The 21,723-nt window shown below is 55.7% G+C and carries 16 protein-coding genes; 7 read left to right on the top strand and 9 right to left on the bottom strand.

Annotated elements, in window-relative coordinates; genetic code table 11:
- Nucleotides 1-51: 51 nt before the first annotated feature.
- Nucleotides 52-231 carry a hypothetical protein gene (locus CGZ80_RS28720; protein WP_233148514.1) on the bottom strand — a complete coding sequence of 60 codons (180 nt, stop codon included), beginning with the start codon at nt 229-231 and terminating at the stop codon, nt 52-54.
- Nucleotides 232-458: 227 nt separating this feature from the next.
- Here CGZ80_RS28720 and CGZ80_RS18510 point away from each other — a divergent pair, with 227 nt between their 5' ends.
- From CGZ80_RS18510 to CGZ80_RS18495, 4 genes are all read left to right on the top strand, one after another.
- Nucleotides 459-1,559 (top strand): slipin family protein, encoded by a 1,101-nt coding sequence (locus CGZ80_RS18510; RefSeq protein WP_094417192.1) that lies wholly within the window; start codon nt 459-461, stop codon nt 1,557-1,559.
- A 236-nt stretch (nt 1,560-1,795) separates the two neighbouring features.
- The gene (locus CGZ80_RS18505; RefSeq protein ID WP_094417190.1) at nt 1,796-3,622 is read left to right on the top strand and encodes a Xaa-Pro dipeptidyl-peptidase; all 1,827 of its coding nucleotides are present in this window, start codon (nt 1,796-1,798) and stop codon (nt 3,620-3,622) included.
- Nucleotides 3,623-3,636: 14 nt separating this feature from the next.
- Entirely contained in the window at nt 3,637-4,659 is a 1,023-nt protein-coding gene (locus tag CGZ80_RS18500) for an oxidoreductase family protein (RefSeq protein WP_094417188.1), read from the top strand.
- On the top strand, nt 4,656-4,949 hold the full coding sequence (locus CGZ80_RS18495) for an MTH1187 family thiamine-binding protein (RefSeq protein WP_094417186.1): 294 nt from the start codon (nt 4,656-4,658) through the stop codon (nt 4,947-4,949). Before CGZ80_RS18500 ends, CGZ80_RS18495 begins: the two co-directional genes overlap by 4 nt.
- A gap of 97 nt (nt 4,950-5,046) precedes the next feature.
- On the opposite strand, the gene CGZ80_RS18490 is transcribed toward CGZ80_RS18495, so the two are convergent.
- From CGZ80_RS18490 to ygiD, 5 genes are all read right to left on the bottom strand, one after another.
- Nucleotides 5,047-8,340, bottom strand: coding sequence for a WD40 repeat domain-containing serine/threonine protein kinase (locus CGZ80_RS18490; RefSeq protein WP_094417184.1), 3,294 nt, complete (start codon nt 8,338-8,340; stop codon nt 5,047-5,049).
- Between the two features lie 153 nt (nt 8,341-8,493).
- Nucleotides 8,494-9,624: a dienelactone hydrolase family protein gene (locus tag CGZ80_RS18485; protein WP_094417182.1), complete on the bottom strand. Its 1,131-nt coding sequence runs from the start codon at nt 9,622-9,624 to the stop codon at nt 8,494-8,496.
- Nucleotides 9,625-10,245: 621 nt separating this feature from the next.
- Nucleotides 10,246-11,394, bottom strand: a complete 1,149-nt coding sequence (locus CGZ80_RS18475; RefSeq protein WP_094417178.1) for a hypothetical protein — start codon at nt 11,392-11,394, stop codon at nt 10,246-10,248.
- Between the two features lie 332 nt (nt 11,395-11,726).
- Nucleotides 11,727-12,131 carry a MarR family winged helix-turn-helix transcriptional regulator gene (locus CGZ80_RS18465; RefSeq protein WP_158222767.1) on the bottom strand — a complete coding sequence of 135 codons (405 nt, stop codon included), beginning with the start codon at nt 12,129-12,131 and terminating at the stop codon, nt 11,727-11,729.
- A gap of 162 nt (nt 12,132-12,293) precedes the next feature.
- Nucleotides 12,294-13,178: a 4,5-DOPA dioxygenase extradiol gene (gene ygiD, locus CGZ80_RS18460; protein ID WP_233148513.1), complete on the bottom strand. Its 885-nt coding sequence runs from the start codon at nt 13,176-13,178 to the stop codon at nt 12,294-12,296.
- Between the two features lie 279 nt (nt 13,179-13,457).
- On the opposite strand from ygiD, the gene CGZ80_RS18455 reads away from it, so the two are divergent.
- Nucleotides 13,458-13,628, top strand: coding sequence for a ferredoxin family protein (locus CGZ80_RS18455; protein WP_094417172.1), 171 nt, complete (start codon nt 13,458-13,460; stop codon nt 13,626-13,628).
- A 252-nt stretch (nt 13,629-13,880) separates the two neighbouring features.
- On the top strand, nt 13,881-14,501 hold the full coding sequence (locus CGZ80_RS18450; protein WP_094417170.1) for a YdeI/OmpD-associated family protein: 621 nt from the start codon (nt 13,881-13,883) through the stop codon (nt 14,499-14,501).
- Nucleotides 14,502-14,701: 200 nt separating this feature from the next.
- Here the strand turns inward: CGZ80_RS18450 and CGZ80_RS18445 are convergent, their stop codons facing one another.
- Nucleotides 14,702-15,154, bottom strand: a complete 453-nt coding sequence (locus CGZ80_RS18445) for a DUF1569 domain-containing protein (protein ID WP_094417168.1) — start codon at nt 15,152-15,154, stop codon at nt 14,702-14,704.
- A gap of 330 nt (nt 15,155-15,484) precedes the next feature.
- On the opposite strand from CGZ80_RS18445, the gene CGZ80_RS18440 reads away from it, so the two are divergent.
- Complete coding sequence (locus tag CGZ80_RS18440; protein ID WP_094417166.1) at nt 15,485-16,045, top strand: hypothetical protein; 561 nt, start codon at nt 15,485-15,487, stop codon at nt 16,043-16,045.
- Nucleotides 16,046-16,183: 138 nt separating this feature from the next.
- On the opposite strand, the gene CGZ80_RS18435 is transcribed toward CGZ80_RS18440, so the two are convergent.
- Both CGZ80_RS18435 and CGZ80_RS18430 read right to left on the bottom strand, forming a co-directional pair.
- Nucleotides 16,184-18,019: a hypothetical protein gene (locus tag CGZ80_RS18435; protein ID WP_094417164.1), complete on the bottom strand. Its 1,836-nt coding sequence runs from the start codon at nt 18,017-18,019 to the stop codon at nt 16,184-16,186.
- On the bottom strand, nt 18,016-21,720 hold the full coding sequence (locus tag CGZ80_RS18430) for a DUF5682 family protein (RefSeq protein WP_094417162.1): 3,705 nt from the start codon (nt 21,718-21,720) through the stop codon (nt 18,016-18,018). The genes CGZ80_RS18435 and CGZ80_RS18430 overlap by 4 nt, the downstream gene beginning before the upstream one ends.
- Nucleotides 21,721-21,723 lie beyond the last annotated feature (3 nt).

Genomic DNA, 21,723 nt, shown 5'->3' with positions numbered 1-21,723 from the left:
TGCAACGGGTTCTACACGAACATCGGACGAAGTAGCTCAGTGGATAGAGCATCAGACGAACGTTCTGACGGTCACGGGTTCGAATCCCGTCACGCACCAACGCTTGGCGTCCAATGTTCCAACGAACGGGGCGCCCACATGAAGCTGGCGGGCATTCGGTTGCCTTGCGGCATCAGCCAACGACAACACAGCCGCAATCGTGGCAACCTTGTCGTTGGCGACACCAAACATCGCCTTGCAAGCTCACAAGCCAAACGTTCGAGCAACCCGGGCACAGACGGAACGTTCGTTTCAAGCTACGCCGCTGCCTTCGGGTGACGTGCGTCCTTACGACGAAGCCGGTCGACGCCCGCGATGCAGACAACCTTTGCAGTGTCCTTCCGCGAATGTTCGATGTGATGACTGCGAACGATCGTTTGCCCAAAGGCCAATTTTTCTAAGGATCGACGGAATCAATCATGTTTAAAAAAATCAATGTACGCAGCTATGAAGTCGGCCTGCGATTCCGCGATGGCGAATTCACCGGCCTGATCAAACCAGGGAAGCACTTCATCGTCACGGGATTCGGAAATGTTCGCGTACGCGTCGTCAGCAAACGTGAACCACAACTGATCGATGACCAGTTGGACGTGATCGTCAAATCAGGTGCCTTGCAAGGGCATGCAGAAGTGGTCGACTTGAAAGACCACCAGCGTGCTCTCGTTTGGATCGATGGCCGATTTGATCGCGTCCTGGGACCTGGCTTGTACGTTTACTGGAATGACGTTCGTGATGTCCGTATCGAAACGGTCACGATCGAGAACGCGCGTTTCGAACACAAGAGCCTTGCCGCGATTGCCCGCTCCAACGATGCGGCACGCTTGTTGGACATCTGCACGATCAATCGTGATCACATCGGTGTGCTATTCCTGGACGGACGATTCGCCGGCGAATTGGGTCCAGGCCTGTACGCGTTTTGGCGCGAAGCGGCCGATGCATTGGTCGTGGAACTGGACCTGCGTGAATCGCAAGTCGATATCAGCGGCCAGGAAATCATGACGGCCGACAAGGTGACGCTCCGCATGAACGCGATTATCACGTATGCGATCAAAGACGCGCGTCGTGCGGTAAGCCGTTCGACCGACGTCCGCCAATCGCTTTACCGTGAAGCCCAATTGGCACTTCGCGGTGCCGTTGGTGTACGTGACCTGGACGCATTCTTGGCCGGTAAAGATGACTTGACCGAAGAACTGCAGCAAAGCATCCGCGACGCCGCAGAAGCCCTCGGTCTGGATGTCCGTTCGGTGGGAATTCGCGATGTGATCCTGCCAGGCGACATGAAGGATTTGATGAACAAGGTGACCGAGGCCAAGAAAGCCGCCGAAGCCAACTTGATCGCCCGTTGCGAAGAAACCGCAGCGATCCGCAGCCAAGCGAACACCGCAAAGCTGCTCGCTGATAACCCAACGTTGATGCGTTTGCGAGAATTGGAAGTCCTGCAAACGATCGCAACCAGCGGGAACTTGAACATCGTACTGGGCGAAAAAGGCCTCGCCGATCGAGTCATGAACCTGCTGTAACACGAATCGTCAATTCATGAAACGCCCGCGCCGGATCCCTCCGCCGCGGGCGTTTTTCGTAAAGTGGATGGACTTCCCCGCCAAACAATACTGGCAGGAATAACCGCTCAGTTACAGCCTCACGGAATTCACGTCTCTCGATACAGCCTCCTGATGGGGCGGTCGCTTGAAGTGCGTTTATCGGCGTGACTAAGCTGGGCAGGTCTCGCAACGATTTCACTTTGGTAACCGCAACAATGAATCGACTCGCTTCACCCCTGATCGCGTTCCTAATCTTCGTGCACTCGCCGTTATGGGGAGCTGAAGTCAAGATCCCGGTCATTAAAGACGGCGAAGCACAGGTCATCAAAGAACTGGAAGATTCCGACTACTGGATTCGGCATGACCTGTGGGTGGAAACCGAGTTTGATACAGACGGCGACGGAAAACTCGACCGCATGCACGTCGCGGTCACACGCCCGCGACAAACCGATACCCAGTCGCTGAAACTTCCCGTGGTCTATAACTCCAGCCCCTACTTTGCGGGCACCACCGGAAACGACGACTATTTTTGGGACGTTCGCCAAGAATTGGGTGACCCACCACCCAATCGTTCTGCGGCTCCCGACATCGAACGCGAAGGTACTCGCCCGATCATTTCGAAACGGCACATCAGCGACTGGCTGCCACGCGGCTACGTCGTGGTCCACTCCAGTGCTCCAGGCACCGGCCTTTCACAAGGCTGCCCAACCGTCGGCGGTGACCCCGAAGCCCTCGCACCCAAGGCCGTCATCGACTGGCTCTGCGGACGCGGCAAGGGTTTCACCGAACCCGTCGGTGGCGAACCGGTCGAAGCGTACTGGTGCTCTGGAAAAGTCGGCATGACCGGGACCAGTTACAACGGCACGATTCCGTTGGCCGCGGCCACCACAGGCGTCGAAGGCCTTGAAGTGATCATCCCTGTCGCCCCCAACACGTCGTACTATCACTACTACCGATCCAACGGCTTGGTCCGTCACCCCGGCGGGTACCTCGGCGAAGACATCGACATCCTGTACGACTTCATCCACAGCGGTGGCGACGAAGCCATCCAAGAATACTGCGATTGCAACGTTCGCGACGAACTGATGCACGGCAACCAAGACCGTGCGACCGGTGACTACAACGATTTCTGGTACACCCGAGATTACTTGAACCGAATCGATGGTGTGAAAGCAGCCGTGCTGATGGCCCACGCGTTCAATGACTGGAACGTCGTCCCCGAACACAGCATTCGTATTTACCAAGCGTTGCAAAAGAACGGCATCGAAACGCAATTGTTCATGCACCAAGGCGGCCACGGTGGACCACCGCCGATCGACATGATGAATCGTTGGTTCACGCACTACTTGTTCGACGTCGACAACGGTGTCCCCAACGGTTCGAAAGCATGGATCGTTCGTGAAAACGACGACCGTGGCAAACCGACTGAATACGCAGATTACCCTAACCCCGATGCCGAAGACGTGGTCGTTTATCCCGTCGCCGGCGCACCGCAACAAGGAAAACTGCAAACGACGCCGATCGACCAGCCAAGCACCGAAACGCTTGTCGATAACTTTTCATTCTCTGGTGACGCGTTGGCACAAGCCGAGTTCACCGAACACCGCCTGATTTACACCACACCAAAACTTGCCAAGGATACGCACCTGTCCGGAGCTCCACGCATCAAACTGCGTCTCGCATGCGATCGCCCCGCCGCAAACTTGAGCGTTTGGTTGGTGTCGTTGCCGTGGAATACCGATCGACGTGCTAAGATCACCGACAACATCATCACACGCGGTTGGGCCGACCCCCAAAACATCAAATCCATCCGCGAATCCGAGCCACTCGTGCCCGGCCAGTACTATGACATGGAATTCGACCTGCAACCGGATGACCAAGTCATCGCCAAAGGCCAGCAGATCGGATTGATGATCATGTCCAGCGACCGTGACTTCACCCTGCATCCCACACCAGGTACCGAGTTGACGATCGATCTGCAACAAACTCAGCTCAGCCTGCCCATCGTCGGTGGCGAGCTGGAATTCGAACCCGAGAACTAACTCGCTCGCCATTGATGAACCCGCTCTCCGATCTCGTTTGTAACATCACCGGTGCCAAGTCCGTCGAACTTGGCGAGGTGATCCAAAGTTTGTGGAGCGGGTATGGGGTGATCCAGCGAGCAACGCTGGTCAGCGAAAACGATGCTGCACGCGATGTCGTCATCAAACACATCGACTTGTCGCGTGCACGTTCCAACCGCCGTGGCTGGGGCGGCGATACATCGCATCAACGCAAAGTCCGCTCGTATCACGTCGAGAAGACGTTTTACGAGTGCTTTTCCAATCGATGTGACCGCACGTGCCAAATCCCCGCGTTCATCGCCGCGGAAGAAAAAGCGGACGAAAGCGGCTGGGTGATCGTGCTGCAAGACCTGGACGCGATCGGCTTTGACCGCCGCAAAAGTCACGTCGACCGACAAGACATCCAAGCCTGTTTATCATGGCTGGCAAACTTCCATGCGACGTTTCTCGGTGATCCGGCAAAGGGCCTTTGGCCCGTGGGAACGTATTGGCATCTGGAGACACGTCCGGATGAATATGCCGCGATGCCATCGGGTCCGCTCAAGCAATCGGCAAAGCAGCTGGACGGGCGATTGAACGGTGCCAGATTCCAATCGCTGGTCCATGGCGACGCAAAGCTAGCCAACTTTTGCTTCTCCGATCAGGATCGTGACCAAGTCGCCGCCGTCGACTTCCAATACGTCGGTCGAGGCTGCGGGATGAAGGATGTCGCGTACTTCATCAGCAGCTGCCTAAACGATGACGAAGCTGCCGAACAACAAGACCGGTTGCTGGACCTGTACTTTCGCCAGCTCCGCGATGCCCTATCAATTCGCAGCATCGAGCTCGATTTTGCGGCCTTGGAACGCGAATGGCGTGAGCTTTATCCGCTCGCGTGGGCTGACTTTTGTCGCTTTCTGTCCGGCTGGTCCCCCAGCCACTGGAAATTGAATCACTACACCGACCAAATCACCGAAGCCGCGCTCCAACAACTCGCCGCCGAGCATCACCAACCCAGCAAGTCACAACCAAAATGAACGTCATCGTCGATCTATGTGTCGTGCCAATGGGTGTTGGCGTGTCGGTCAGCAAGTACGTCGCCGAATGCCAAACGGTGCTGGAAGAAGCCGGCTTAAAACATCAGCTTCACGCCTACGGGACCAACATCGAAGGTGACTGGGACGCCGTGTTTGCCGCGATCAAACGCTGCCACGAACGCGTTCACGAAATGGGTGCGCCGCGAATCACCACCAGTATCAAAGTCGGCACCCGCACGGACCGGCAACAAACGATACAAGACAAGATCGATAGCGTGTGCAAGCCGTAGCGAACAGTTGATCTACCAGTGTCACCTTTCGCTTCGCAAAAGACGAGATTGGGCGAGAGCCAATCGGGAAATCAACCTGCTGCTTGCCGCTTCAAACTTATTGAGACTGCGTCAAAGCAATCTCAGGGTTTGACAAATACCAACACGCAACATCCCCGGCGGAATGAAAACTGATCAGTCGATCAAAATTCAAACATGGCATGACGAAGTCGCAAGAGCAAAAGGTGTTTTCGAATCGACCGATTTCTCTCAGCGAAGCGAGATCCAAAAATCGAACAGCCCCGTCGGTGTAAGTCACCAGTAGCTTGGAGTCATCGTCGATGAAATGAATCGACGACCCGCGTTGCATGGAACCGACGATGACGATTTCGCTTGAATCGTTCAAATCACAGATGTCGATCCCTTGCTCACGAAGCAGTGCGATCGACTTGCCATCACCCGAGAACGCGACCTCCAAAAAGCTGTTCCCAGCGGTTTCGGCCTGTTTCCACAATTGCGTCTGACCGTCCTGCCAGCGGAAGATATTCTTCTCAGTTTGAACGATGACTCCTGTTTCGTCAGGAAACACGACCAGATTCCGCGCCGATTCGTCACTTAATTCTTCAATCCCATCAAGTGTCCAACGATCCAAATCGAAGACAGCGAGTTTGTTCCCCCAAGCCCCCACCAGCTTGTTTTTACATCGCACCAAGCCTTTACAAAACTCGTCCTGAACCGAAACATTGAATTGCCGTTTCAGTGTTCCAGTGACCGCATCGATTTCGGCAACACCACGCGAAATCGGGATGTAGAACCGGTTACCCGCGTGAACTCCGGATCCGAAAAAGCCGTCCCGAATTTCACAAACCAATTCGATGCCTAGCGATTCAACATCAAGGCAAAACAGCTTTCCGCTCAAACAGGGCAGGTAAATTTTCGTCGCTTTCGAGCCCTCGCGAAATGGCCTGAGTAACCGCTGCGGATTGGAATCCTTGATATCCAACTTCACCAACGGATTTTTCTGTCGAAGGGTCCAACACTTTACCGCCCCGCTTTCTGAACTCGTCACAAACTCTACGGTACCCGATTCCGAACCATTCTCTTCTGACTCGGGTTCGTCGAACAGTTCGATGTCAGTGATCCGTTCTTTGCATGCGTCGACGACTCTCGGCAATGGAAGCTTGCCGTCTTCTGGCGGTTGGCTGACATCCCAGGTGAGCACGGTACCTTGGTCGGTTCCGATGGCGATTCGGTTTCCATCGCTGGTGATATCAACGCAGCGAATGCGTCCGCCAATCTTCTCGCGTGCCGCGATGACCTCACGCTCAGGCCAAGTCAATAAGGCGACGTGATCTGACGCCGCCGCTAGGATTCGGACGGGAGCTTCCACTCCATTTGGCCGCGCGAGAGCGAAGTACTCGCAATTGTAGTTGGTATTGATGTGCTCCTTCTGATTCGACACGATGTCCCACAGATAGAGATTTCGTGCCCCATCCGCCAAATCAAAAATTCCCAGCATCTGATCGTCGTTTAAAAATGCGAGCGACTCGTTCCGCGATTCGGATTCCCAACGTGCCCTAATTCCGTCGGCATCGAAAACGAAGATTTCACCATAGCGATCGGCCGACGCATACCAACGTCCGCTCGGCGAAACCGCTACGGATTCCACGCTGTTGCGTTGACTGACAGCGGTCGCAATATCGGTGTCCGACTCCAACGACAATTGCCGGACTCGGTTGCCGCCTTCCAAACCGTTGACGCCTGTCAGAAAACTCTCGTCGCTGCACAGTGTGAGCGAATCCAGCTTGCCGCCCAACGGAAAGGTTCGGATTTCACGTCCGTCCAAATCGTGTTGACGCACGACACCATCATGCCCTGCCGAAATCACAAACCGCCCGTCGGATGAAAGCGCCAATTGAGTTGCCGCACCGCGATGTTCGCTAATCGTACGGGACTGATCGCCGCGAACAAACGGTTCCAGAAACCGATAAGGTGTCCCCAAGAGACTGACCGCACCATCCGTTTGGGCGATCGTTTTTAGTTGCTCGTCTGCCGTCTGAACGTCGCGTTCGTTGAATGCCGCGAACGCCGACCTCAAGTCCGCCACATGTAATTCACGCTGCAACCGACGTTGGCTCGCGTCTAGCTTTTCGTACGTAATGATCAGCTCTTCGTTTGCCTCGCTTAACTCAGCATTCAATTGCCCGACCGACCAAGAATGGTACGACTGGACCCCAAACGCCACCACGATGCAAAAGATGATCATCGCCAAAATGGCTGCGGCTTTGGCGTTGTTTCGTTCGCACCATCGCAACGCTTTTTGTAGCGGTGTCGGCAATGTCGCTTGAATCCGCAACCCTTTGGCAAAGTCACGCAGGTCCTGCGCGAATTCGGACGCACTTGCATAGCGTTCATGAGGCTCAAGCGCCATCGCCCTGCAAATGATCGCCTCAAGCTGTTTCGGCAAATCGATTCTGACTTTTGATGGTCGCAAAAATCTACCGTCAAGGATCGCTTGCAGAATTTGCTGACGGTCACCCAAAAACGGTTTTTGAAGCGTTGCCAATTCGTACAGCGTCGCGCCGAGACTATAAACGTCCGACAGGTGTGTGATCTGGTCACCCCGGCCGCTCGCCTGCTCGGGACTCATATAAGCCGGTGTGCCAATCAATTCACCGGTTTGCGTCAGTTCAGTCAGTTCTTCTTCGAACGATGCTAACCCAAAATCTGTCAGCCAAGCCTTCCCGTCGATATCCAACAAGATATTCGATGGCTTCACGTCGCGATGCACGATGCCAGACCCATGCGCGCTGTGCACCGCGTCCGCAATGTCAGCCAACCGTTCGGCGATCAGCTGGAAAAAGTTTTCATGGCGGAAACCCGAGACACACAAACTCGCCGAACTGTCCGTCAGCGGAGTCGTCCCCCAATCCTCGTCTCCGCTCAACGTATCAATTCCATCGGGCTGAGGCAGTTCCTGCGTCGTCTTGCCGCTCGCATCCAACTCACCATCAAGTCGCAGGGCTTCAATCACGCAATCAAGCGCGATTCCATCAATCATTTGCATCGCAAGAAAGACGACACCAGACTCGATACCGAAATCGATGATGGGGACGATATGCGGATGCTTCAACGCCTTGACCGCACGAGACTCCCGCTGAAGTCGCAGTTCACGACGTCGCTGATTTGCGGCCGTTTGTCGGACCAGCTTGAGCGCGATCAACTGCCCCGTGTTCGAATCTCGCGCAACATAGACGACTCCCATGCCGCCGCTCGACAGCACGCGCAACAACTCAAAATGCCGCAATCGCGAAAACGGCAACACCGAGAAGTCACCCGCGTCGTGGCCGGAACTGGAGCTTCCGCCAGAAGACGTTGGTTGGGACGCTTCGCCATCGCGAGTGCGATTCACGTTTAGAACCTTCCAAGAGCTGGTGTTGCTTGACTACCAGAATAATAGTCGGGCAGCAAATCACCTGAAAGGCCTATCCATGCACCGGCCCTCAACTCACCCCCCAGCTGAGCCAAAGACGATGCAGTTCACGTTTTCTGCTCCGCTTTCCGGCTACTGCGGAATCACCACGCGAAGCTCCGCACTGAAAACGCTCTTCAAATCGTGCCGCTCGTTGAACGTCTTTTCAATCACCAATTGCTGTCGTTCGAGCTTTCCGTCGAAGAGAACCTTGTCACGATATGTCACGACGACGTTCTTGTCGAAATCGATCATGTCATCATTCACGCGAATCGCTAGCTCACTGACGTCGCTGTGTTGGATCTCGAACGTTTGACCTTCTCGTCGAACACGGACAATCGCCCCGGCTTTCGCGTGCTCGTCGTCAACGGCAAGCCAGTAGAACCGATTGTGTGTCCGGTCGTCTTGTTTCCAGACCACCAACTCGGGAAACGGCTGACGAGTGAATTTCGACATCCACGGAACAGCTACCGCGTCTTTACGATTGACCCAGTGACCGAGTCCCTCGTGAATCGTAACTTCGTTGACGTAGCCGCCGGGATCCTGAGCATGCAGCGCTGCGAGTTTCGTTTTCCACTCGGCCGCGATCTTGTTGCGGTCATATGCCGCGTCACGCTGCCCCATGTGGATCGTAAACGGCAGATTGCGCAGCCCCTCCGCCGTCGTCTCGTTGGGATGTCCCGCCATCATCGCCGCCGCCGCCCAGCGGTCTGCCATCCGCGGCGCGAGCTGGTACACGCCGTCGCCGCCGGCCGAGTACCCCATGATGTAAACACGATTGGGGTTCACGTCCTCCAGCAACACCATGTTCTCGATGATCCGCTGAAAGAAATCATCGATATGCGATTCGTGCCACAAGTTCCACGTATTGGTGGGCGCTCTCGGGACAAAGTAAACACCCTCGGCAGGCTCGTACAACCGCTTTTGATTCTCGTATTGGCGATCGTTCACCGGCGGTGCCGTCGCGCCACCACCATGCATCGAAATGTACAGACTCCGTCCACCTTCCGGTTTCTGGCCGAACACCTTGTACCAAAATGGCATCGTATGATCGCCAAGCCTTATCTCGCCGCTCTCGATTTCTTCCTGCCGAGAATCGGTTTCCACGTTCGAGTACGATTCCCATAATCCATCGATCACTGCCTCGGCCTGCCGCTTCGTCAGCCCCGCCTGCACTGACCCCACACATCCAATTAGCAATCCAACGAACAACGCAACACGCATCAAAATCTCCTCCAAACACCGATGTACGACAACAAGGCAGATTCTACATCGACCGCAGCAGACGTTGTCAAACACCCCACACTCCAACCCCATCTCCCCGTAGTGATGATGTCAATCGTCCCTCACCTGGTCCCCGGATCTTTAACAAGATCCACTACCGGCAGCAGCCCCTCTTCGTAGTGGATGTTGTTAAACATCCCTCACCATTCCCGCTTCAGACGACTTGCACAATCGGCGAATCAACTTCAACGCGCGACGCCCTGCAAACCAAACCGGTGGATTGCAAATTGCAAAATGAACAATGCAAATTGAAAACTGAAAGACAGAACCGCCTGCCGGATCTTTGACAAGATCCACTACCTGCAGCAGCCCCTCGTCGTAGTGGATGTTGTTAAACATCCCTCACCATTCCCGCTTCAGACGACTTGCACAATCGGCGATTCAACTTCAACGCACGACTCCCTGCAAACCAAACCGGTGGATTGCAAAATGAACAATGCAAATTGAAAATTGAAAGACGGAACCGACTGCCGGATCTTTAACAAGATCCACTACCAATAGCTGCAGTTCCCCGTAGTGGATGTTGTTAAACATCCTCCGCCTCCTCCCATCACATCTCAACTACTCGATCCACTTGATCTGACATTCGGCGTTTTCCACTAGCGCAAGCTTCTTTCTCAAATCCATCGCGATCAAATCGCTCATTGATTTCGGCAAATCACCCTCGACCGTCACCGCGACAGTGTCCACATCGTGAACGTATCGAATGGTCAGGCCGTCGACATTGATCCGAGTCGTTCTCCATTCATCGTCATCGTCGCTTGCCGATTTCTTCATCGCTTGGAAAGGTACCGGCGGACGATAGAGTTCACCGAACGCCTCCATGTTCGGCTCCGCGCCAAGTTCTTCCGCCAACTCATCGAACTGATCGAAACCAACACCAGGATGATTGAACGCGAACGATCGCATTTCGTACTGCCAAAGGTGCAATCCCGCTTGATCCGTCCGACTGACAAGGAATCGAATCCATTTTCGCTGTGTTAAGCGGGTCCAGGAAAAGCTGTCGAGCGAGAGCGACCACTCATCGATGTTTTCCAAGAATCCGTCGTCCGTCATCACCTTGCCACCAGAAACCAGGATCGCGGAACCGCTATCGACCAACGTCGCGTGGTGGCTATTGATCCATCCCGGCGAATCGCCTGTCGCGTCGACCGCTTTGACCGCGAGCGTTTCTGTATCGAGAGCATACAACGGCGTATGCCCAATCTCCCGTTCATCTGAATAACCAATGCTCCCGATCAACAAGACTGTTTTCTCGTCATGGATCAACGTCGCGGTATGAAAATCGGTCGGGCAAAAAACAGATACTGGATACCCATAGATTCGCACCGTCCCGTCTGCGTGCTCAACAATCAGATCGTTATAGATGAAGAAATCTGGGTCGTAAAAATCTTCGTGCTCACCTGCAATCCAGAACACTCGGCCATCGGAAAGCTCGGTCCTTGTTCTCCCGAGCCGGCAACCTGCCCATCGTGGCTCGCTCGGATAGTCGACTTGGCCGAAACGCTTTTTGAGCCACGACTTGTATCGCTCGTTCGCGTGATAAGGATCGATACGACCGCGGAACAACCAGGCCCAAACCGGATTGGTCATTTCTTCGGCCATCCGCGAACCCCGTCGCGCCGCTTGCCATTGGCGAAATAATCGAGGAGTGACTTCGGGCCCAGGCTCGCAATCGTTGTCGCGGATTGTATCGTCATCAAATGTCATGGCAGTTCCTAGTGAGCGGATTCAAATCGGAACGACACAAAACGAAACCACAATGTTCACCAACCACCCGTAGTGGATGTTGTTAAACATCCTTCGTGCAAGACTTCAGTAGTGGATGTTGTTAAACATCCCTGTCTTGGCCCATCCGCCGCAGAACACAAACGGTGGATTGCAAATTGCAAAATGAACAGTGCAAATTGAAAATTGAAAGACGGAACCGACTGCCGGATCTTTAACAAGATCCACTACCAATAGCTGCAGTTCCCCGTAGTGGATGTTGTTAAACATCCTTCGTCTTAACCACCGGATCTTTAACAAGATCCACTACCGCTTCACCCTTCCGGCCGACGAGCCTTCACCAGCAATTGACTTAGCGTCTTCATCTGCTTCTCACTCAGGTGTTGCAACTGATCGCGGTGCAGCTCATCCAACGGCGCATCGATCTGCTTCAGCACCGACTTGCCCTTCTTCGTCAGCGAAACCCAAACGACTCGCCGGTCTGTTTCGCAACGTTCCCGTGACGCGAACCCTTGTTTCTCCAGCCGTTCGATCAACCTTGGCATGTCCGGCTGCCGCGTCACCATCTGCTCGCCGATTTGGTATATCGAGACCGGCTTCCCATGTCCCCGCAGGATCCGCAGGGCGTTGTACTGCGGCGCCGAAAGACCATGCTGCTTGATCAGCGCATGCACCTGATCGCTCAACACCGAATAAGTTCGAGCCAGATTCAAAAACACTTCGCGTTCCGGCAAATCAATCGGATTGGCCATCCCGATCTCGCCAGCAATCCCGTCGACCGCCGAAGTCTGCTTCACTCTACGCGTCATCACCGCCTGTCCGCTCTCAAAAGTTTCGCCCAATGTCGTCTTTCACGCCGTGAAAGGAGCGTCCTTCCCGCATCAACCGATCCGTAACGAAGTCATACTCAAGCTGCCTGCCAGCAGCTCGTCGTTAAACAGATGATGTTTTGCGGGATCATGCTCCAGCCCCAACACATACAACAGCGGCAGAAAGTGTTCGGGCGTCGGCACGGCCAGCTGCATCGCACGCCCTTGTTTGGCGTATTCGAACAGCGGCCGGTAGTCACCGCGTTTCAGGCATCCGTTGACGAACTCACGAGCTTCCACCGCCCAGTCGAAGCCATAATTCTTCCGTTGAAGCCCCTGGAAATCGACCAGTCGAAGATTGTGAACGATGTTCCCGCTGCCGAGGATCAAGACGCCGCGATCACGTAACCCATTCAGTCGCCGCCCAAGTTCAAAGTGCTTCTCTGGAGGCAAGTCGCGATTGACGCTCAGTTGGACGATTGGGATGTCGGCTTTTGGGAACAAGTGCATCGCCACGGTCCAGGCCCCGTGATCCAGTCCCCAGGACTGATCAAATTCAGCCTGCTGCGGCTTGACCATTTCGGCGGTCAGTCGCGCGAGTTCAGGGCTACCGGGTGCCGGGTATTGGACATCGAACAGTTCCTGTGGAAAGCCTCCAAAGTCGTGAATGGTTCGCGGGGTCTGCATGGCGGTGACTTTCGTGCCTCTGACGAACCAGTGGGCCGATACACACAAGATCGCTTTCGGACGCGGGATCGTTTTGGCGATCTCGCGAAAGCCTTGAACGAACGAATTCTCGTCGATCGCATTCATCGGACTGCCATGTCCAATAAACAAAGCCGGCATCCGCTCTGAAACAGGCAGCGATTCCGCCAACGCTTCCAAAGCCGACAATCCACCACGACCACCCGCAAACGACCCCATGACCATCCCAGCAAGTACCCCACGTCGAAACATCACGAACCTCCCAAGTCCAACAACACTCCATCTCCCACCCGTCAATCCAGAATCATCCTAGCAACCACAAATGCCTGTTGCAACAGATATTAGTCAACGTGACGAACCACCTGGATTTCCAATCCACTGCCTGACTCCAACCTAACTTACTGGGATTGGAGAATTGACGACCGCTACATTTGTCTGAAGTTTGACAGACTGTGAAAACACTGAGAGGGATTCGTCGCCTCATCCACTACGGTTGGGGGTCCTTTTGAGTGCTTCCACGAGGACGAAGCCATGCTGTACATCAACCCGAAACACTGCATCGATTGCTACGCCTGCGTTCCCGAATGCCCCGTCGATGCGATCTTCCACGAAGAGGATGTCCCCAAAGAATGGCAGCGATTCATTCGACTGAACGCCGAAAAAGCGGAAAGCTGCCCACCGGTACGCGAAGAAACCGCGTGAGCAGTCCCACTAGAGGATTTCGTCAAAGATCCTTCTGCTCGCAATGCTTCCGATTACAGCTAGCGACGGATCTTTAACAAGATCCACTACCTGCCGTATCTCCCCTTCGATGTTCCTTTTGAAATGATCAATTTGTGCACTCACCTCGCACCGCTCCCAAACGCAGTAGGGGCTGTGGATTGATTAGTCTTACCTCTATCATACGCGGCAGACTTTCCTGACTCGAATTGGCATGCGTTCCGTTTGGACTCGATGGCTAAAAAAACTTCACAACGTACGGTTTCGCCAGCTGAGATTCCGTCGCCGGATGGTAAGCCCGTGATCGCGTTTTCGACGCCGACCGTCTTCCAACAGTGGCTGAACAAGCATCATGCCGAGCATGGCGGTGTGTGGATGCAGTTCTTTAAAAAGGATAGCGGACTGAAAGGCGTCACCTACGCGGAAGCACTCGAAGTCGCGCTCTGTTTTGGCTGGATCGATGGTCCGGTTCGCAAAGGCGACGAGGTGTCGTGGATCCACAAGTTCACACCACGCGGGAAACGCAGCGTTTGGTCGCAAGTCAACAAGCAGCACATCGAACGACTAACCCGCGAGGGTCGCATGCAACCCGCCGGGATCGCGGCGGTGGAGCTGGCGAAAGCCGACGGACGCTGGGACGCCGCCTACGCCTCGAGTTCGACCTTTGTCGAATCGCCAGAGTTCTTGGCCGCGCTCAAGAAGTCCAAGAAAGCTCGTGAGTTCTACGCGACGCTGACGAAATCAAAGAAGTACGCGTTCTACTATCGAATCCACAACGCCAAAAAACCCGAAACGAAAACACGCAAAGTCGCCGAGTTCATCGCAATGCTGGAACGCGGCGAGACATTCGGCTAAAGCTTGCCGGGTGATGGGAAAGGTAGTGGATCTTGTTAAAGATCCGGCTTCGCAAAACTTCTCCGCACGAGTCTCGATGCCGTAAGACGGCGAGACATTCGGCTATAGCTTGCCGGATAATGGGAAAGGTAGTGGATCTTGTTAAAGATCCGACTTCGCTGAAAATCCCAACGCAAGGAAGGGACTCGTCGCCTCGTCCACTACGTTTGTAGGTGACGAAGATGATGGGCGGCGTGCGCGGCATGGATTTCCAGGATCTTCTCGCGCGGCAATCGGCCGAAGCCTGGGTGAGGCGCATACGCCCCCGGATGCGCTAACAATCGTTCGACGCTCGCGGCAAACGCGTCGACTTCAGCTGCATCGTCGAGATTGTCGGATGGGACAAACATCGGCGCCGTACGGATACCGCGCGGCGAATCATCACTGAGCACTTTGGGCAGCAGCAGTCGTCGCACCAACGGCCGCAGCGGAGCAAAGAGCGACATCCAAATCGGATAGCCATCGACACTGGGATCTTGCACCAACACCAAGTGCCGGCAGATCTGGCCGAGCGACCAATTGCCGTGTCGAACATAGCCGCAGGCAAGCAATTGCCGAGCTTCTTCGACGGCATCGGAAAGGTCGTTGAACTTTAAAGGACGGAGCTCACTCATCGGACTTCGGTTTCTTCGTGAAACGTGTTGCTGCTTCGCCAAAGTATCAACGATCAACTCAATAAAGGACACCGGTTTTGGAAGCTGTGCGACGGAAGGCCGCTCTCTTCAAGTAGTGGATCTTGTCAAAGATCCGGCCTGTCGGGAAACGGTGCCTGTCTTCACGTAGTGGATCTTGTTAAAGATCCGGCTTTTCGGGTCACGATGACCGAAGGATCTTTGACAAGATCCACGGCCCTCGGTTAGCGATGCTGGAGATCTTTGGCAAAATCCACTACCGTGGGCATTGTTGGCTCTTTTCGTTTCGCTCGTCCTGCGGAGGCCAATTGAATGACGCGACGTAATCACTTGAAACGTCTTGATCCAGAATACTATCGCGGCGACGCGATTGTTCATTGGTCGACGACAATCTCCGGTCGTCAGACCGGTTGGCTGAACGGCATTTCGTACTATCGATTCCGTGAATTGCTTGCACACACCGCATTCCGTTACGGGATCGCTTCTCCGATCTTTTGCTTGATGCCGGACCATTTCCACATGGTGTGGATGGGGTTGTTCACAGAATCGAATCAACTGCTTGCGATGAAGCATTTTCGCAAGACTGTGAACGAATCGCTGCATCGCATAGGATTCGACCTTCAGGACCAAGCGTATGATCACGTGCTTCAAAACGACGAGCGGCGTGAGGAAGGTCTTCTTGCGATTTGTGATTACGTGGCGCGGAATCCAGAACGCAAGAGGCTGGTGGAACCGGACGGGTATCGAACGTATCAATACACGGGATGTTTAGTCCCTGGTTATCCGCAGTTGCGGCCGTTTGAAGACGGCTTTTGGGACGAGTTAAATCGCGTGATGGCGTATTTGAAGAAGAACGGTTTGTTTCGCAGGTGAGGGCGGGTAGCGAGCAAGGATGTTGGGACGATGTATTTCGAGAAGCCGGATGTTTAACAACATCCACTACGTAATGCTTGCCGGATGTTTAACAACATCCACTACGCAATGCTTGATTGGGATTGGTAGTGGATCTTGTCAAAGATCCTCCGTCTCACTCGAGGCCTCGGAAACAAACCGCTTCCTCCACCCATCATGCTGAAAACTCTTCAACGCACTGGCGAGATAGGTCTCGGCGGCCGCTAGGGTCAATGACCTGAAATGCGTTTCGTGAGTTTCACTCGACGAAGAGATCGCTAGCAGGTCCAACAACTCGGCGGCGGTGGGTTGGGCTTGCTGAATCAGTCGCCGTTTGTCGCGGCGGTGCGAGTCGGACGTGAAGGGGGGAACCGCTCGGCGGCCTCCCAAGACCATCGCCAAGGTACGTCTGCTAAGTGGCTGCGCCACGACCGGCTGGTTCGCGGCCGAAGTCGATTCGCCGAACTCGACTTCGCTTGCGAAACGTTCGGTACGAGTAATGTGATGTCGCTGTAACGTATCCAGTCCTAGATGACAACGTTCATGCCACTCGTCTGGCAACACCAGTCGCGGTGAATCACTGTCATCATTCACCGGCTCAATCGTCAACGCGTCGATCAATCCCGCCGAGTCGTGTCGCAATCGGCCATAGACGCGCAGCCTCATCCCCGGTGCCCGCGCCAACAATTGCAGATTCTTCCGAAAGGCAACGTGCTGGTCATCGATCGCGATCCCCAGACGCAACGTTTCCGAAGTCGTCTCTTCTGTCATCAACAGCGTTCCGCCTTGCGGACCAGCGATCCGCCCGACGAAACAGACCAAGTCATCACCGGGACGCTGTGAATCGGAAAACGCGCGGTCGACCTGCGCCGAAAGAGGGCTGTTTAAACGCTCGCAGCGATCAAGCGGCTTCCCGGACCTTTCGGGGCTGCCGTTGTTGGACCTCACGGCCCAGCGAGTTTTCGTCCCCTTTCCCAAGCGTCCGTCTTCGGAAGCCGTCAAGTTTTGAACGTCCAAGCTCGCACGGCTGAGTTTCTCTGCCGAAAGCGTCAAGGCTCCCAAGTCGATACCGCCGCGATAGGCTCGAACGATCAATGCTGCGTCACCGGGTTGCAACTGATTGACTTGAAACCAGCGGCCATCGGGGGCAATCAAATGCACGCACACGCCGGCGTAACCGCTGAGTGTCAGGATCGGTTCGGCAATGACGCCGGTCAGCCGAGACAGCTTCACGGGCTGAAACGAACGCCGAACTTGCCCGACGACTTGGACAGAGAGTTGCTCGTGCCGCAAGACGTCGCGTGCGTTCAAGATCGCGGTCACGATGTCGCGGCGGAGGGCGCCGGAATCCGTATCATCGTCATCCGCTCGCAACCTGCGAATGCCTTCGGAAATTCGAATGACGGTATTCGACAAATCGATCAAGCCACGGGCCCGGCATTGATGCGCAGCTCGTAACAACGATGACTGAATCACCAACCCGGAAGCTCGCCCCCCCGTGGTCAGCACGTTTTCGATAGCGTGAATGGTTTGGTGGGCGGCCGAACGCATCTCCGCAGTGATCGCCACTTGATCTTCGATGTCAGCGGCGTCAGTATTCGCTTGTTCTGCGTAAGCTAGCTCTTCCGTGGCAACACTTTCGGTGCCGGCTACTGAAGCGCTGCCGGTCCCTGAAACGCAAACCAATGATGAGACGCATGCCAGCACATGGAAACAGTTTGGCGACAACAAACACGTGCAGGTCACGTCCGCTGCCGCCGCGATTCGGTTGGTTGCATCGACCGTCAAGGCAACCGTTTCTTCGCCCGCCCGGATCAGCCACTGCGAATCCGATTTCTGCCAGGACCAATCCTGTGCGGCAGTCGGTTGTCGGTCGAGCCGTTTACGAACGCGTGCCGGTGCGGCGGCGATGATTGCGGCAACCGCTTCGGCGACAATGCAAGGACGATCGCTCATCTGGACGCCCCGCTAAGCGTCGCATGCGCGCCGGCGCCACCACTCTGTTTGACTTGATCACCGACCCAGCGAGCCAATCGTTCGGGACTGACCGCCGCGACTGGCATCCCCGCTGCGGCGACCATTTGTGCGTAGCCTTGGTGATAGCGAGCGGTGCCGGAGTCATCCAACGCCGCCAAGCCCACGCACTTCACACCCGCATCGACCAACGCACGAACCTCGCTCAACATCCCGCCCACCGAAACGCCTTCTTCAAAGTCAGACACCAACACGACAAGACTGCGCGACGGAACGGTAATGCCAGCGCGAGCGGCACGCAGCCCCAGCCCAATGTCGGTTCCGCCACCGACTTGAACTTCCAAAAGCAACGAGAGCGGATCAGCAACTTCGTCGCTGAAGTCGATCACTTCGGTGCTGAAGGCCAAAAAGCGGACCGACAAGGCTGGCAAGCCGTCCAAGATCGCGGCGACCAAGGCACTGTAAACGACCGACGCATCCATCGATCCCGAAACGTCGACGACAAACGTTAAATGCCAATCCATCTCGCGACGTGCGGGAGCGTTGAAGATCAAACGCTCGGCGATAATCGAAGCTCGTCCATCAGGCATCCGATACGCGTTGGAAAGGTTCTCGCGAATCGTCCGTGGCAAGTTCAACCGGCGACTGCGACGACGAGTCGGACGTGGTGTGGACAGCCCATTGGTCGCCGGACGCAACCGAACGGCAAGTTCTTCGGCGAGTGCATCGGTGATGCGTTTGGCCAATCGTCGAAGTCGCTCCGTCTTGGACTCCGGCATCGCGCCGGCAAGCGAGAGCACTTGTTGCAGCAGGTCGATGGACGGCGTCACGGTGTCTGGATCTAGCATCGTTAACGCGGCGACGTTGCCTGAGGCTGCAGCTTCGCCAAGGACTTCTTCGCAAACGTCGCTTCCAAACAACGCTTCGAGGTCTTCCGCCCACTCGGTTGTCGAAGGCGTTGGCTGGCCGGTGCCGCCTCCTGCACCACGTTTTCCCAATCCGCCGCGTGAGCCCTCGCCACGACCGCGTCCATAAAGTTGATCGAGTGAAGACGCACAGCCCGAGTAGACGGGCGGCGGATCGTCGGGAGGCAAACCGAAGACCAACCGCCAGCGATCGGCGAGCGACAAGTCGCCTTTTGATTCGAACTTAACCGAAGCGGTCTTGTCGGAAGCTGGGTTTGTCGACGGAGCGTTGTGCAGCTCCTTAAGCGACTTGGTGATTTCAGGAAAGACAGCAAGTACGGCTTCACGGCCGGCCAAGTCCGCTTGCCGCAATTGGGTGATCACGTCAGCGTTTGCTTCGCCATCCTCGTCGACCACGGCGTTCAGCTGTGATCCGCGTTCCGTGATTGTCGCGAGTTGACAATCCAGCAATCGCCGTCGATCCGCAGGCGAAAACGAATGAAACGCGGCTCGCAGTGAAGGCAGTCGCTTTAAAAAGTCTGCGTCTTGTCGAATCGCGATGCCACGCCCTAGACCACTCAGCCAAACGGAATCGCTTTGCATGAGAGGCAACATCACTTGTGTCGCGCCAGAGATCGCCGCCGTTAATCGTGTTCGTCCGTCACGATGGACGGCGGCATCCAGCCAACCCTCGGTCAGCGAAGTGAACTTGGAACTCGGCCAAGCGTTCAGTTGGCACAACACGCCGGCCGCCGCACCACGCATCCGATCACTTCCCCGTTCCAGCGTCAGCCGACACCAATGGACAAGACGTGCTTGTTGATTTGCAACGGATAGACTTGATGTGTCGGAAGCCGGTTGCCCAGACGCTTCGACTGTCTTTTCGGCTTCAGCAAGATTCACTGCCAAATCGCTTCCGAACCAGTCCACCAAGTCGACGATCGCTTGTACGTCGCTCGGGTCTCGTGACCCTTCCAAGCCGTCAAGCCGATCCAAACAAGTACACAACAACTCGTTGACCGAAGCGAGCGAGTGTGGCGGATGAAACACAGCGACCACGGCGGGGTACGTGTCTTCTGGACGCGTTGGCAAACCTGGGAAATGCCCTGCGGCGACGCGAGCGACGATCGTGATCGCACCAACCAATTCGCTTAAGCTGGCGACGCTGCGGAAATGCCCATCAATCTCGGCAAGCGACTGACCGGCCAGCCTGACCAGTCCGCATTGCGTTGCGATTCGTAACCGCCGCAAGATTGTCGTGGGTAGATCGCCAGACGCTTCCCCATCGGATTGACCGGCCAAGCGTACGATCGATTCAACGACTTGGGGCAACGTGACGCCCAAGCGTGATTGTGATTCGATCGTTGCCGCGGTGCCTTGTTGCCACTGGACCTGCCAGCGTTCGATCAAATTCTCACGCAGCTCCGTTTCAACGGTGTCGACTCGGGTCGCGTAAGGAATCGATGCGGCACACAGTCGCCGCAGCACGACCGCACGGGCTCGATCACGCGGTTTGCGCAGGACGTCTAGCTTGATCTCTTTGGGATCCTTTGCCGTTTTAGAAGTTGTCAACGACTCCGGGCCAGGAAGGTTCAACTCCTTGAACAGCTTATCGATGTGCACCGCAAGTCCACATCTCGGTGCGGTCGACGTCACCTGTCCGCGACAATCGCCGATCAGGACATCCGCCGCGGCGCTTGCGACCGCGCGACCGCGGCCCATCAAGTCGCCTTGAACCAAACAGCTTTGAATGGCTTCGACGAATTCACCGCGTCCGGCCGAAGCAAGATTCCTCATCCGAGCGAGATCGCGCATCATCCGGATGGTTTCGGTCGCGTCGGGAGTCCCGGCGACATGACCTGCTTGGCGAAGTCGCCGACAAATCGATGTGGCAAATTCGAGTGCCGCCGCATCCATCGCGTCATGGTCCTTCGCTTCGACCATCCGCTGGTGCCAGACCGGATCACGAATGCCCGCCGGATAGCCACTCCGTTCGTCAAGTTGCTCGAACGAATACGCGATCAACGAAACGCCCATCTCACGATCCGTTTGAGACTTTGTCGTGCTATTCGATTGTTCCGATCGGAGCCCAGCCAATCTCTGGGCATCTGGTTCGCGATTGTTGTGGACTTCTTCGGGAGTCAACGCCGGTGCGTGGAACGAACCCACGACGGCCACACTGTGATCGGGTGCTTCACGGATCGCTTGACGCATCACCGATTCACGCAGGACATCGTATGACGAAACGTTCGGCGTGCTTTGACGCACCAGCCAGCCAAACGTCAACGCCGCCGCACGCAAGTTTTCCGCCGCCGCATCACAACCGGGACTTTCGACCAACCGTTGCCAAAGCTCACCGGTGTCCGCGTCGCCGGTTTGCTGAAGCAGCCGATCCAGGGCGGTCGGTACCGCGTTCTCAGCTGCATTGGATTCAACAGCTTGGCCTTTGCTCGCAATCGACAAGTCACATGCTTTGACGGGAACACCGTTTTCAAACGCCCAACGGATCGCGACCCACTCGGGCGAAAAGTCGGCGAGTGGGTAAAGAAACAAACCACCTTGCGGATCCACGGCCGAGATCGCGACAGGGGCACGCGTATCGGGGTGCGCGAGATACGGCACCCAATCTTGCAGGTCCTCGGGCAGCTCAACCAACAGACACTCGGGCCGGAAGTCTTGCAAAATTTGCGGCATCGCCCGCGCGAGCATCGCCGAATGATGTCGCACGCCAATTAGCAGTGGCGAGCGAGATTGAATGATCGGCTCGAGAGCTTTCATCAC

Source organism: Rhodopirellula sp. MGV, assembly GCF_002251265.1.
Taxonomy (GTDB): Bacteria; Planctomycetota; Planctomycetia; order Pirellulales; family Pirellulaceae; genus Stieleria; species Stieleria baltica_A.
This window is presented reverse-complemented; position numbering and strand designations above follow the sequence as displayed.